Raw genomic sequence first — 12,511 nt, 5'->3', positions numbered from 1 at the left:
ATATCTGGCGTTGACTTTTGGCACGCTGTTGAGTTCTCAAGGAACGGTCGCTTCCTTTGTACTCACCCTCTCGGGCTTTCCTCCGGGCTTCCCTTCGGTGTTTCCGACTCTATCAGATCCTTTCGGCGTCTGATCCCCGGTCAGCGGGGTTTGTCTTCCCGGCCGTTGGGCCGTTCCGACGAGTGAGACTTTAGCGGATTCCCGACTCCCGAGCTAATCGGGGGCCTGCGTCCTTTCGAACGCGGATTCCTCATTTCGCAAATACGCACGCCAAAGCGTTCGACGCCGAAGCATCGGAATCGGGTGGTACTCACGGAATGGCTGCCCGGGGACCGACCGGAGTCGGCGCTCACGTCGGACAACTCGGAGAACCTTACGGATCGCTCCGAGGTGTGTCAACTGACGGTCGGTCCCGTCCCGGCCGGGTCAGTCCTTCTTGCCGGAGGCCAGCTCGCGGCTGCGGTCCCGGGCGGCTTCCAGGGCGGCGATGAGGGCGGCGCGGACGCCGTGGTTCTCCAGCTCGCGGATGGCGTTGATCGTCGTACCGGCCGGGGAGGTGACGTTCTCCCGGAGCTTCACCGGGTGTTCGCCGCTGTCGCGGAGCATCACGGCGGCGCCGATGGCGGACTGGACGATGAGGTCATGGGCCTTGTCGCGGGGCAGCCCGAGCAGGATGCCGGCGTCGGTCATGGCCTCGACCAGATAGAAGAAGTACGCCGGTCCCGAGCCGGACAGGGCGGTGCAGGCGTCCTGCTGGCTCTCGGGGACGCGGAGCGTCTTGCCGACGGCGCCGAAGATGTCCTCGGCGGTGGCCAGGTGGTCCGGGGTGGCGTGGGTGCCGGCGGAGATGACGGACATGGCCTCGTCGACGAGGGCGGGGGTGTTCGTCATGACACGGACGACGGGGGTGCCCTTGGCGAGGCGTTCCTCGAAGAAGGCGGTCGGGATGCCCGCGGCCCCGCTGATGACCAGGCGGTCGGCGGGGACGTGCGGGGCCAGTTCGTCCAGCAGGGTGCCCATGTCCTGCGGCTTGACCGTGAGGATCAGGGTGTCGGCGGTCTTGGCGGCCTCGGTGTTGCCGACCGGGGTGACTCCGTAGCGGGCGCGGAGTTCTTCGGCGCGTTCGGGACGACGGGCGGTGACGAGGAGGTCGGCGGGGGCCCAGCCCGCTCGGATCATTCCGCTGAGCAGGGCTTCGCCGATCTTGCCGGTGCCGAGTACTGCGACTTTCTGGCTCATGCGGTTCAGTCTGGCACCGGGGGTTTCCCGGCGGCGGCCTGTCCGGTGGGCGGGACAGGTGCGCTGTGCGGTCGCCGGCCGGGGCGGGCACGCTCACCGGCGTCGGCCGGGCCCCTCCCCGGCGGCTCGGGGGGCTAGGGGGTCCTGCGGCGCAGTGTCGCCGCGCCCAGGACCAGGACCAGGAGAGCGCAGGCCGTCACGATCAGGACGTCCCTGGCGAAGGCCGAGGTCGTGTCCCGGTGGTGGAGGAGCTGGGTCATGGCGTCCACGGCGTAGGACATGGGCAGGACGTCGGAGACGGCCCGGAGGACGGGGTGCATGGTCGAGCGGGGGGTGAACAGGCCGCAGAGGAGGAGTTGGGGGAAGATCACGGCCGGCATGAACTGGACCGCCTGGAACTCCGACGCCGCGAAGGCCGAGACGAAGAGGCCGAGGGCCGTGCCGAGCAGGGCGTCCAGGAGGGCGACGAGTAGGAGCAGCCAGGGTGAGCCGGTGACGTCGAGGCCGAGCAGCCAGACGGAGAGGCCGGTGGCGAGGGCCGACTGGACGATCGCGAAGGCGCCGAAGGCCAGGGCGTAACCGGCGATGAGGTCGGCCTTGCCGAGGGGCAGGGCGAGGAGGCGTTCCAGGGTGCCCGAGGTGCGTTCGCGCAGTGTGGCTATGGAGGTCACCAGGAACATCGTGATCAGCGGGAAGATCCCGAGGAGCGAGGCGCCGATGGTGTCGAAGGTGTGCGGGCCGCTGTCGAAGACGTAGCGCAGGATGACCAGCATCAGGCACGGCACGACGATCATCAGGGCGATGGTGCGGGGGTCGTGGCGCAGCTGGCGCAGGACGCGGGCCGCGGTGGCGAGGGAGCGGGCGGGGCTGAAGGCGGCCGGGGGCCGGGAGGCCGTCGTCGGGTTCATCGGGTGCTCTCCTTGGTGCGGGCCGCCGTCGTGGCCTCGTCGACCAGGTGCAGGAAGGCGGCCTCGACCGTCTCCGTGCCGGTGCGGACGCGCAGCGCCTCGGGGGTGTCGTCGGCGAGGATCTCGCCCTCGCGCATCAGCAGCAGACGGTCGCAGCGCTCGGCCTCGTCCATGACGTGGCTGGAGACGAGCAGGGTGGTGCCGCGGGTGGTGGCGAGGTCGTGGAAGAGCTGCCACAGGTCGCGGCGGAGGACGGGGTCGAGGCCGACGGTCGGCTCGTCCAGGACCAGGAGCTCGGGGGTGCCGAGCAGGGCGGCGGCGAGGGAGACGCGGCTGCGCTGACCGCCGGAGAGGGAGCCGGCGAGGGTGTCCGCGTGGGTGGTGAGGTCGACGTCGGCGATGGCCCGGGTGACGTGCGCTCGGCGGCGGTCGGCTGCGGCGCGGCCGGGTTCGAGGATGGCGGCGAAGTACTCCAGGTTCTGGCGGACGGTCAGGTCCGCGTAGACGGAGGGGGCCTGGGTGACGTAGCCGATGCGGGTGCGCAGGGCCGGGTGGCCGGCCGGCCGGCCGAGAACGTCGAGGGTGCCGGTGACCTTCGCCTGGGTGCCGGCGATCGCTCGCATCAGCGTCGACTTGCCGCAGCCGGAGGGGCCGAGGAGACCGGTGATCCTGCCGGGCGGGACGGTGAAGGAGAGGTCGTGCAGGACGGGGCGGGGGCCGCGGACGACGGTGAGGTGGTGGGCGTGGATGGCGGCGGGCGGGGGCGGGGCCGGCGACACGTAATTCATCACGCGGTGAATAGTCTGCCCGGTGGGGTGGGCCGTCAAGGGCCGAGGGGCCCGGATGCGGCCGGGTGGGGGCGGGGCGCGCGGTGATCGGTGCCGCGTGGTCGGCGGGGCCACGTAGTCGGCCGGCCCCGGTTGCGGGGGCGCGGGAACCCGGACGGCCGGTCACGACGCGCCCGCGGCCGGGACGGCGCGGCCACCGTCTTCGGCGCGTGGCCCCGGCCGCCGTCCCGGTCACTGCTTGCGGGCCACCAGGAGGAGCACGTCGTACGTCTCCTCGACCAGGCCGTCGGGGAAGACCTTCAGGAGGTGGGTGCGTTCGTCGGCGAGGAAGGCGGCGCGCCGGGGCTCGTCCGTGACGAGGAAGAAGGAGTGGCTGGCGAGGTTGGCGAGGTGGGTGTCCAGGGGGACCTGGCGGCTCCAGCGGATCTCGCGGTGGGTGAAGTCGAGGCGGCCGCTGGGGTCGGCGAGGTGTGCGCGGTCGCCGGACTTGCCCTGCTCGGCCGCGAGGTCGAGGCCGAAGAAGCGGCTGACGCGGGCGGACGCCTCCGCGATCCACTCGATGTCGAGGGCGTCGGTGTTCCACCACAGGGCCAGCGCCCCGCCCGGCCGCAGGACGCGCAGCGCCTCCGGTACCGAGTGGGCGGGCTCGGTCCAGTGCCAGGACTGGGCGTAGGTGAGGAAGTCGGCCGTGGCGTCGGCGAGCGGGAGGGCGTTGCCGTTGCCCCGGACCAGGGGGATCCCCGGGTTGCCGCGGCGGAACTCGGCGGCCATGCCCTCGCCGGGCTCGACCGCGAGGACGTCCGCGCCGCGCGTGTGCAGCAGGCTCGTGGAGATGCCGGTCCCGGCGCCGACGTCCACGACCCGCGCGCCGGTCAGGGCCCGGCCGGACACGTCCTCGACGGCGTCGAAGAGGGCGGGCGGGTAGGAGGGGCGGTTGGCCGCGTACTGGGCGGCGGCCGCGTTGAAGGAGTGGGCACGGGCGGTGTGGGCGTGGTCGGCGGGATCCGTGGTCGTCATACGGCCATGGTCGTCGCCCGGCACCGCGTACGGCGGTGGCTTTGCCAGGAGTTCTAGCGGCGGCGCCTCTTCTTCGAGGGGTCGCCCGAGCGGCGGGTGGTGCGCAGGGCGTGTTCGGCGCGGGCCTTCTCGTACTCCTCGCGGTGCAGTCTCTCGCCCGGGGCCTCGGTGAGGGAGCGGAGGAAGTAGGCGAGGAGGGTGCCGACGAACCCGATGGCGAGCAGGCCGCGCAGGGATGCCTGGCGCTGCGGGTCGTGGCGCTTGCCGAAGCCGGCCCAGGTGTTGCCGAAGGCGAGCGCGGTGCAGATCGCGAACATGGCGACGACCAGGACGGTTACGAAGGTGCCGGAGTCGGCGATCTGGAGGCCCTGGTAGGCGAAGCGCAGCACCAGGCAGGAGACGACGGCGGCGACGAGGGAACCGACGGCGACACCGGCCCGGCGGGCCGCGTAGCCGTCGTCGTGGTGGACCCAGGACGTGCCGAAGAAGCGCAGGGACTCGGGCCGGGGTCCGCCCGCGGACCCCTCCGGGGCGCCCGGGGCGCCGGTTTCGTCGCTCACGGGACGATTATGGCGCCGGGCGGGGAAGGACCCGAGGGCGGGGCGACACCGGGGGTGGGCAGGGCGACACCGCGAACGTGCGGGGCGGGACCGGGCGCGGGCGGGACCGGCGGGACCGGCAGATGGCGAGACGAGCAGAACCAGCAGAACCAGCAGGACCAGCAGATGACGGGACCGGCGGCGGGCGCGACCAGCGGACCGAGCGGAACGAGCAGGCCCGGCACCCGCGCGACCAACGGACAGCGGGTCCGGAGGGCCGGGAAGACCCACAGGACCAGCGCGACGGGGCCAACAGGCCAACAGCTCGGGTCCGACAGCGGAGCGTCAGCCGCGGTGGTCGGCCGTGGGGCCGTTGCCGCGTGCGCCGGGCGGCGCGTCGGCGGCGTGGTCCTCGCCGCGTGTGGGCGCGGCCGTCGTCGTTCCGGGCGCGGGGCGAGCGGAGGCCGCTCGCCGGGGACGCTCCCTCGGGAGAAGCCCGGCCGCCGCGGGGACCGGCCCCGGCGCGGGACCGGGCCGGGACGGCCGGGGCCGACGTACGCACGGGCCCATCAGGACCGCCCCGGACGCGTGACCCCCACGGCAGGGATCGGCCGACCGCCCGCCACTCGTCTCACGTCCCCCGGCGCACAGACGATCGGTCACGGCGCGAGGACCGGGCCGAGGAGCCGGGGACGCCGGGCTCGGCCCCGACCCCGGCCCCCGGCGTGGAACTCAGGCGCAGCGGTCGGCCACATAGCCGTCGCTGCCCGTGAGGACATACGCGTCCGCCACGAACTCGCCGTCGCTGATGTTGTCCCAGATGTTCGAGGTGCCGTACGTGCCGGTGACCGTGGTGCCCGGGGTCTGGCAGTAGATGGGGACCTTGGCGCCCTCGGGGAGGACGCGGATGATGCCGTAGCTGGTGCCGGGGCCGCTGCGGACGTTGACGCGGACACCCGGGGCGACGGAGTAGTAGCGGACGGACATGCGGAATCTCCCCCGTGAAACCCCGTCAGGAGACGGGAACTGTCGATTGCGAACGGAGGTTAGCAAGCCGCCTCGGTCTCGTACGAACCATCGACTAGGCTCCGTGCGTCGCGCGCGGACGAGGAGCACGGGGGGCGGTCCAGTCGATGACGACACAGCGCAGCACCGGAGCGGGCACGGAGGCCGATATGCCCGAATACGCCGGGCATTACCACCTGGAGTCACGGCTGGGTTCCGGCGGTATGGGCGTGGTCCACCTCGCCCGCAGCACCTCCGGGCTGCGGCTCGCGGTGAAGGTGGTCCACGCGGAGTTCGCCCGGGACCGTGAGTTCCGGGGCCGGTTCCGGCAGGAGGTGGCCGCGGCGCGCCGGGTCAGCGGTGCGTTCACCGCGCCCGTGGTGGACGCCGACCCGGAGGCCGAACGGCCCTGGATGGCCACGCTGTTCATCCCCGGCCCGACCCTCTCCGAGCAGGTGAAGGAGCACGGGCCGCTGGACGCCGGTCAGTTGCGGCGCCTGATGGCGGGGCTCGCGGAGGCGTTGCGCGACATCCACCGCGTGGGCGTGGTGCACCGGGACCTCAAGCCGAGCAACGTACTGCTCGCCGAGGACGGCCCGAAGGTCATCGACTTCGGCATCTCCCGGCCCAAGGACAGCGAACTGCGCACGGAGACCGGCAAGTTGATCGGCACGCCGCCGTTCATGGCGCCCGAGCAGTTCCGGCGGCCGCGGGAGGTGGGGCCCGCCGCGGACATCTTCGCGCTGGGCTCGGTGCTGGTGCACGCGGCGACCGGGCGGGGGCCGTTCGACTCCGACAGCCCGTACGTCGTCGCCTATCAGGTCGTGCACGACGAGCCCGATCTGTCGGGGGTGCCGGCGAACCTCGCGCCGCTCATCGAGCGCTGTCTCACCAAGGACCCGGACGAACGGCCGACGCCGGACGAGCTGATGCGCCGACTGCGGTCGGTGGCGGCGTCGTACGACACCCAGGCGTTCATACCGGCGCAGCGGGGAGCGAGTTCGGCCGGCAGCACCGGCCCGTCCGGCGAGACCGGCAGCACCGGCCCGTCCGACGGGACCGGCAGCACCGGCCCGTCCGACGGGACCGGCAGGGCCGAGCGCCGGCCGTGCCCGGCGGGCACGCCCGACCCGCCGGGGACGAGGAAGCGCGCCCTGCGGCCCGGCCGGATCGCCGCCGTCGCGGCCGGGGTGCTCGCCCTGGTCGCCGGCGGGGTCCTGGCCTGCGTGCACTGGCTCGGCGACGACGCCCACGCGAGGAGTCCGCGGACGGCGGCCGTGGGGTTCGCGGGGTGGCGCACGAAACCGGTCGACGGGCAGACGGAGGCGCCCCGGTGCGCCTTCGGCGCGGGCGAGCTGCTGTGCACCGGCGCGGGGCAGGCGTACGCGCTCGATCCGCAAGGCGGCCGGGTGCTGTGGCGGCATGCCTTCACGGGGGCGCGCTGGAGCGCGGCGCCGGTGGTGTCGGGCGGGCTGGTGCAGGTGCGCGACGAGGCCGGGGACGTGGTGGCGCTCGACCCGGACACGGGCCGCACCCACTGGCGGCGCGCGCTGCCCGCGGGCGCCGGGGCGCAGTACGCCGACGGGACGCTGCTGATCACCGCCGCGGACGGCACCGTCACGGGCGTGGACAGCGCCTCGGGGCGCACGAGCTGGAACCGGCGGCTGCCGGGGACCGGCAGGCCGCGCGTCGATGCCTTCCCGGGCGCCGGCTCCGCCTACGCGACGACCTCCTCCGCGGACGGCGGGAGCACGCGTGTCGTCGCGTTCGACCCGAAGACCGGGGAGGTCAGGTGGGACACCCCGCTGACCGGGCTGCTGCGGCCGGTCGGCGCACAGGGCGGCACCGTGTTCTTCGTGTCCGCCGATCCGGTCTACGGCGACACCGACGCGGTGGTCCGTTACGACGTCTCGTCCGGGTCCCTGCGGCGGGTACCGCTGCCCGCGCCCCGGCCGGACGTCCACACCGCGGTCCACCAGGGCGTGGTCTACCTGCTGGACGTGAACGGGGGCCTGGACGCCGTGGACACCGGGGCAGGCAAGCGGCTGTGGCACCTGGAGACGTCGGTGAGCCGGGGCTCGGCGTTGGTCGCCGGGGACCGGTACCTGTACTTCTCGGCGGGCGACGGGCGGCTGCTCGCCGTGGACGCGCGCGGCGGACGGCCCGCGGGGCAGACACCGGCACGGCCGGGGTCCGGCACGGAGCGGGTCGCCGCGCTGCGGGCGGCGCCGGTGCTCGTCGACCCGCAGGTGTTCGCGACCGCGCCCGACGGGTCGGTGTTCGCGCTCGACGGGCGCGATCCGTCGGCCTGGTGAAGCGGCGGGGGGCTGGTGGAAGAGCGTCAGCCCAGCTTGCTCACGTCCCGCACCGCGCCCTTGTCCGCGCTGGTCGCCATCGCCGCGTAGGCGCGCAGCGCGGCGGTGACCTTGCGGTCGCGGTTCCTGGGGGCGTACGTGCCGTTCAGGGCCTGCTCGCGGCGGGCCAGCTCGGCCTCGTCCACCAGCAGCTCGATGGTGCGGTTCGGGATGTCGATGCGGATGCGGTCGCCGTCCTCGACCAGGGCGATGGTGCCGCCGGAGGCCGCCTCCGGGGAGGCGTGGCCGATGGAGAGGCCCGAGGTGCCGCCGGAGAAGCGGCCGTCGGTGATCAGCGCGCAGCTCTTGCCGAGGCCGCGGCCCTTCAGGTAGGAGGTCGGGTAGAGCATCTCCTGCATGCCGGGGCCGCCCTTGGGGCCCTCGTAGCGGATGACGACGACGTCGCCCTCCTTGACCTCCTGGGTGAGGATCCGCTGGACGGCCTCCTCCTGGGACTCGCAGACCACGGCCGGGCCCTCGAAGGTCCAGATCGACTCGTCCACGCCGGCCGTCTTGACCACGCAGCCGTCGACCGCCAGGTTGCCCCGCAGCACCGCGAGGCCGCCGTCCTTGGAGTAGGCGTGCTCGGCGGAGCGGATGCAGCCGCCCTCGGCGTCGTCGTCCAGGGACTCCCAGCGCTCGGACTGGGAGAACGCCTCGGCGGAGCGGACGCAGCCGGGGGCCGCGTGCCACAGCTCGACCGCCTCGGGGGACGGGGAGCCGCCGCGGACGTCCCAGGTCTTGAGCCAGTCGGCGAGGGAGGGGCTGTGCACGGCGTGCACGTCCTCGTTCAGCAGGCCGGCGCGGTGCAGTTCGCCGAGGAGGGCGGGGATGCCGCCGGCGCGGTGCACGTCCTCCATGTAGTACGTGCGGTTCTTGCCGACGTTCGGCGCGACCTTCGCGAGGCACGGGACGCGGCGGGAGACGGCGTCGATCTGCTCCAGGCCGAAGGGCACCTCCGCCTCCTGGGCGGCGGCCAGCAGGTGCAGGATCGTGTTGGTGGAGCCGCCCATCGCGATGTCCAGGGCCATGGCGTTCTCGAAGGCCTGGAAGGTGGCGACGGAGCGGGGCAGGACGGTCTCGTCGTCCTGCTCGTAGTAGCGCCGGGTCAGGTCCATCACGGTGCGGGCGGCGTCGACGTAGAGCTGCCTGCGCGCGGTGTGGGTGGCGAGGACCGAGCCGTTGCCGGGCAGGGAGAGGCCGATGGCCTCGGTCAGGCAGTTCATCGAGTTGGCAGTGAACATGCCCGAGCAGCTGCCGCAGGTCGGGCAGGCGTTCTCCTCGATGCGCAGGATGTCGGCGTCGGAGACCTTGTCGTTGGCGGCCTCGGAGATGGCGTCGATCAGGTCGAGGGAACGCACGGTGCCGTCGACCAGGGTGGCGCGGCCGGCCTCCATGGGGCCGCCGGAGACGAAGACCGTCGGGATGTTCAGGCGCAGGGCGGCCATCAGCATGCCGGGGGTGATCTTGTCGCAGTTGGAGATGCAGACCAGGGCGTCGGCGCGGTGGGCCTCGACCATGTACTCCACGGAGTCCGCGATCAGGTCGCGGGAGGGCAGCGAGTACAGCATGCCGCCGTGGCCCATGGCGATGCCGTCGTCCACGGCGATGGTGTTGAACTCGCGCGGGATGCCGCCGGCCTCGGTGATGGCCTCGCTGACGATCCGGCCGACCGGCTGGAGATGGGTGTGGCCCGGCACGAACTCGGTGAAGGAGTTCGCGACGGCGATGATCGGCTTACGGCCGATGTCCGCACCGGGTACACCGGAGGCACGCATAAGGGCGCGGGCGCCCGCCATGTTGCGGCCGTGGGTGACTGTGCGGGACCTCAGCTCGGGCATCGTCGCTCGCTCCTCGATGGACAGTTCTGGCTTTCTCCGAGCGTACGCCGGGGCTCCAAGGAATGGACGCTGTTGTCCGGAATGCGGGACGGGTATTTCACGCCGGACCGCCTTGCGGGTCGCGCCCGGGTGCGTGCGGCCGGTTTCGGGGCCGCGGTCGCGGTTCAGGGCCGCGTGAGGTGTCCCTGTACGACGGGCGCCACCCGCGCGACGATCTCCTCCACGTCCGCCGAGGCCAGCGGTTCCAGGCGCAGGACGTAGCGCAGCATGGCCGTACCCACCAGCTGCGCGGCGGCCAGTTCGGCGCGCAGCTCGGCGTCCGGCAGGTCCAGCTGGGCGGCGACGCGGCGCATCAGCTGGGCGGCGACCAGGCGGCGGAAGACGGCGGCGGCGGTGTCGTTGGTGACGGCCGAGCGCAGGATCGCGAGCAGCGGCGCCCGGGTCGTGGGGTTCTCCCAGACGCCGAACACGAAGCGGGTCAGCCGCTCCCCCACCCCGTCCGGCGCACCCTCGGCCAGGGTGTCGGGGGCGGCGAGGGCGGGCGCGAAGGCGACCTCCACGGCGGCCGCGAAGACCTGTTCCTTGGTGCCGAAGTAGTGGTGGACCAGCGCGGGGTCCACACCGGCGGCCTTGGCGATCTGCCGTACGGAGGTCCTGTCGTACCCGCGCGCGGAGAACTCCTCGCGGGCGGCCGTGAGGATGCGGTCCCGGGTGCCGGCGGACTCGGTACGCGGGGGGCGGCCGCGGCGGCGGGCGGCGGGCGGCGGGGGCCCGGCGGGTCCTGTGGGGCCCTGGGGACCGGTGGGCTCCACGGGGCCTGCGTGCTCCGCAGGGCCGGTGGGCTTCACAGGGCCGGTGGGGCCGGCGGGTTCGTTCATCGGCGGTGGAGCCGGGCGGCGGCGGCCAGGTGTTTGCGGGTGTAGGCCAGGGCCTCGGCGAGGTCGGCCTCGCGCTCGGCGCCGGACATCGCCCGCCGGGTGTTGACCTCGATGACGACGTGGCCGTCGAAACCGGAGACGGCCAGGTGTTCCAGCAGCTCGGCACAGGGCTGGTCGCCGCGCCCCGGCACCAGGTGCTCGTCCTTGGCCGAGCCGCGCCCGTCGGCGAGGTGGACATGGCCGAGCCGGTCGCCCATGCGGCCGAGCATCCCCAGGGCGTCGGTACGGGCCGTCGACGTGTGGCTGAGGTCGATCGTGAAGTGCCGGTAGTCGTCCTGGGTGACGTCCCAGGCGGGGGCGTAGGCGAGCATCTCGCGGTCGCGGTAGCGCCAGGGGTACATGTTCTCGACCGCGAACCGCACGTCCGTCTCGTCCGCCATCCGCCACACACCCGCGACGAAGTCCCGCGCGTACTGCCGCTGCCAGCGGAACGGCGGGTGCACGACGACGGTGGAGGCGCCCAGCTTCTCGGCGGCGGCGCGGGCACGGCGCAGCTTGGTCCACGGGTCGGTGGACCAGACGCGCTGCGTGATCAGCAGACACGGTGCGTGCACGGCGAGGATCGGGATGCCGTGGTAGTCCGACAAGCGGCGCAGCGCCTCGATGTCCTGACTGACGGGGTCGGTCCAGACCATGACCTCGACGCCGTCGTAGCCGAGGCGCGCGGCGATCTCGAAGGCTGTCGCCGTGGACTCCGGGTAGACGGAGGCTGTCGACAGCGCGACGGAGACGTCCCTTGGTTCAGCCACGTCCGTCACCTTAAGGGTTGGGACGGTTCGGGTGCCGGGTGCCCGTTCGCCGTTGTGAGGTTTGCCATGGGGACGCGCACGGGTCGTGGGCGGCCGGCCGCGCCCACGCGGCGGAGCGGCGTATCCGCACGGCCCCGCGCCCGGCGGGTGCCTAGGCGGACCCCATGTGGTCAAGCCGCCTGAGGATCACGCCTTCCCTCAGGGCCCACGGGCATATCTCCAGGCTCTCCACGCCGAAGAGGTCCATCGCGCCCTCTGCGACCAACGCCCCCGCGAGGAGCTGCCCAGCCCTGCCGTCGGAGACGCCCGGAAGCTCGGCGCGCTGGTCGGTGGTCATTCCGGCCAGGCGGGGGACCCACGCCTCCAGGGATTCGCGTTTGAGTTCGCGTTGCACGTAGAGGCCGTCGGCGCTGCGGGCGGCGCCGGCGATGCGGGCCAGCTGCCTGAAGGTCTTGGAGGTGGCGACGACGTGGTCGGGGGCGCCGAAGCGGGCGAACTCGCCGACCGTGCGGGCGATCTCCGCGCGGACATGGCGGCGCAGGGCGCGCACGTCGTCCGGGGCGGGCGGGTCGCCGGGGAGCCAGCCGGCGGTGAGCCGGCCCGCGCCGAGGGGGAGGGAGACGGCGGCGTCCGGTTCCTCGTCGATGCCGAAGGCGATCTCCAGGGAGCCGCCGCCGATGTCCAGGACCAGCAGCTTTCCGGCGGACCAGCCGAACCAGCGCCGTACGGCGAGGAAGGTGAGGCGGGCCTCCTCGGCGCCGGCGAGGACCTGGAGCCGTACGCCGGTCTCGTCGGCGACGCGGGCGAGGACCTCGTCGGCGTTGCTCGCCTCGCGGACGGCGGAGGTGGCGAAGGGGAGCAGGTCCTCGACGCCCTTGTCCTCGGCGGCCTGGAGGGCGTCCCGTACGACCTCCACGAGCCTCTCGATGCCCTCGTCGCCGATGGCACCGCTGTCGTCGAGGAGTTGGGCGAGCCGAAGGTCGGCCTTGTGCGAATGCGCGGGCAGCGGGCAGGCGCCGGGGTGGGCGTCCACCACCAGCAGATGCACCGTGTTCGAACCCACGTCCAGGACACCGAGTCTCATATGCGGAACGCTACTGCCAGAACGCCCCTCCACGGTCCCCGGTCCGGGG

At 73.3% G+C, this 12,511-nt stretch carries 11 protein-coding genes; 1 reads left to right on the top strand and 10 read right to left on the bottom strand.

All coding sequences use genetic code 11. From position 1 onward, the window contains the following. Nucleotides 1–426: 426 nt before the first annotated feature. The 6 genes from proC to QSK45_RS33995 form a co-directional block, all read right to left on the bottom strand. On the bottom strand, nt 427–1,239 hold the full coding sequence (proC, locus tag QSK45_RS34020) for a pyrroline-5-carboxylate reductase (protein WP_285562765.1): 813 nt from the start codon (nt 1,237–1,239) through the stop codon (nt 427–429). 134 nt (nt 1,240–1,373) lie between these two features. Then, nucleotides 1,374–2,147, bottom strand: coding sequence for an ABC transporter permease (locus QSK45_RS34015; RefSeq protein ID WP_285562764.1), 774 nt, complete (start codon nt 2,145–2,147; stop codon nt 1,374–1,376). Continuing rightward, the gene (locus tag QSK45_RS34010; protein WP_285562775.1) at nt 2,144–2,935 is read right to left on the bottom strand and encodes an ABC transporter ATP-binding protein; all 792 of its coding nucleotides are present in this window, start codon (nt 2,933–2,935) and stop codon (nt 2,144–2,146) included. The genes QSK45_RS34015 and QSK45_RS34010 overlap by 4 nt, the downstream gene beginning before the upstream one ends. Before the next feature lie 231 nt (nt 2,936–3,166). Further along, the gene (locus QSK45_RS34005; RefSeq protein ID WP_285562763.1) at nt 3,167–3,952 is read right to left on the bottom strand and encodes a class I SAM-dependent methyltransferase; all 786 of its coding nucleotides are present in this window, start codon (nt 3,950–3,952) and stop codon (nt 3,167–3,169) included. A gap of 53 nt (nt 3,953–4,005) precedes the next feature. Continuing rightward, entirely contained in the window at nt 4,006–4,512 is a 507-nt protein-coding gene (locus tag QSK45_RS34000) for an EamA/RhaT family transporter (protein WP_285562762.1), read from the bottom strand. Nucleotides 4,513–5,223: 711 nt separating this feature from the next. Next, on the bottom strand, nt 5,224–5,478 hold the full coding sequence (locus QSK45_RS33995; protein ID WP_285562761.1) for an SH3 domain-containing protein: 255 nt from the start codon (nt 5,476–5,478) through the stop codon (nt 5,224–5,226). Nucleotides 5,479–5,624: 146 nt separating this feature from the next. Here QSK45_RS33995 and QSK45_RS33990 point away from each other — a divergent pair, with 146 nt between their 5' ends. After that, nucleotides 5,625–7,811, top strand: a complete 2,187-nt coding sequence (locus QSK45_RS33990; RefSeq protein WP_285562760.1) for a serine/threonine-protein kinase — start codon at nt 5,625–5,627, stop codon at nt 7,809–7,811. Nucleotides 7,812–7,837: 26 nt separating this feature from the next. Here the strand turns inward: QSK45_RS33990 and ilvD are convergent, their stop codons facing one another. The 4 genes from ilvD to QSK45_RS33970 all read right to left on the bottom strand — a co-directional run bounded on the left by ilvD (nt 7,838) and on the right by QSK45_RS33970 (nt 12,462). After that, on the bottom strand, nt 7,838–9,691 hold the full coding sequence (gene ilvD, locus QSK45_RS33985; RefSeq protein WP_285562759.1) for a dihydroxy-acid dehydratase: 1,854 nt from the start codon (nt 9,689–9,691) through the stop codon (nt 7,838–7,840). 164 nt (nt 9,692–9,855) lie between these two features. Beyond that, the gene (locus tag QSK45_RS33980; protein WP_285562758.1) at nt 9,856–10,503 is read right to left on the bottom strand and encodes a TetR/AcrR family transcriptional regulator; all 648 of its coding nucleotides are present in this window, start codon (nt 10,501–10,503) and stop codon (nt 9,856–9,858) included. Between the two features lie 62 nt (nt 10,504–10,565). Continuing rightward, nucleotides 10,566–11,378, bottom strand: coding sequence for a sugar phosphate isomerase/epimerase family protein (locus QSK45_RS33975; protein ID WP_285562757.1), 813 nt, complete (start codon nt 11,376–11,378; stop codon nt 10,566–10,568). Nucleotides 11,379–11,529: 151 nt separating this feature from the next. Beyond that, entirely contained in the window at nt 11,530–12,462 is a 933-nt protein-coding gene (locus QSK45_RS33970; protein ID WP_285562756.1) for a Ppx/GppA family phosphatase, read from the bottom strand. Nucleotides 12,463–12,511 lie beyond the last annotated feature (49 nt).

It is taken from the genome of Streptomyces hygroscopicus subsp. hygroscopicus (assembly GCF_030269125.1).
Taxonomy (GTDB): Bacteria; Actinomycetota; Actinomycetes; order Streptomycetales; family Streptomycetaceae; genus Streptomyces; species Streptomyces hygroscopicus_C.
The sequence above is the reverse complement of the archived record's forward strand: the minus strand, read 5'-3'. Positions and strand labels throughout refer to the sequence as shown.

Bases quoted from the DNA above. Each gene is read 5' to 3' on its own strand.
- proC (WP_285562765.1), bottom strand. From the start codon at position 1,239: ATGAGCCAGAAAGTCGCAGTACTCGGCACCGGCAAGATCGGCGAAGCC.
- QSK45_RS34015 (WP_285562764.1), bottom strand. From the start codon at position 2,147: ATGAACCCGACGACGGCCTCCCGGCCCCCGGCCGCCTTCAGCCCCGCC.
- QSK45_RS33990 (WP_285562760.1), top strand. From the start codon at position 5,625: ATGACGACACAGCGCAGCACCGGAGCGGGCACGGAGGCCGATATGCCC.
- QSK45_RS33970 (WP_285562756.1), bottom strand. From the start codon at position 12,462: ATGAGACTCGGTGTCCTGGACGTGGGTTCGAACACGGTGCATCTGCTG.
- QSK45_RS33995 (WP_285562761.1), bottom strand. From the start codon at position 5,478: ATGTCCGTCCGCTACTACTCCGTCGCCCCGGGTGTCCGCGTCAACGTC.
- QSK45_RS34005 (WP_285562763.1), bottom strand. From the start codon at position 3,952: ATGACGACCACGGATCCCGCCGACCACGCCCACACCGCCCGTGCCCAC.
- QSK45_RS34010 (WP_285562775.1), bottom strand. From the start codon at position 2,935: ATGAATTACGTGTCGCCGGCCCCGCCCCCGCCCGCCGCCATCCACGCC.
- ilvD (WP_285562759.1), bottom strand. From the start codon at position 9,691: ATGCCCGAGCTGAGGTCCCGCACAGTCACCCACGGCCGCAACATGGCG.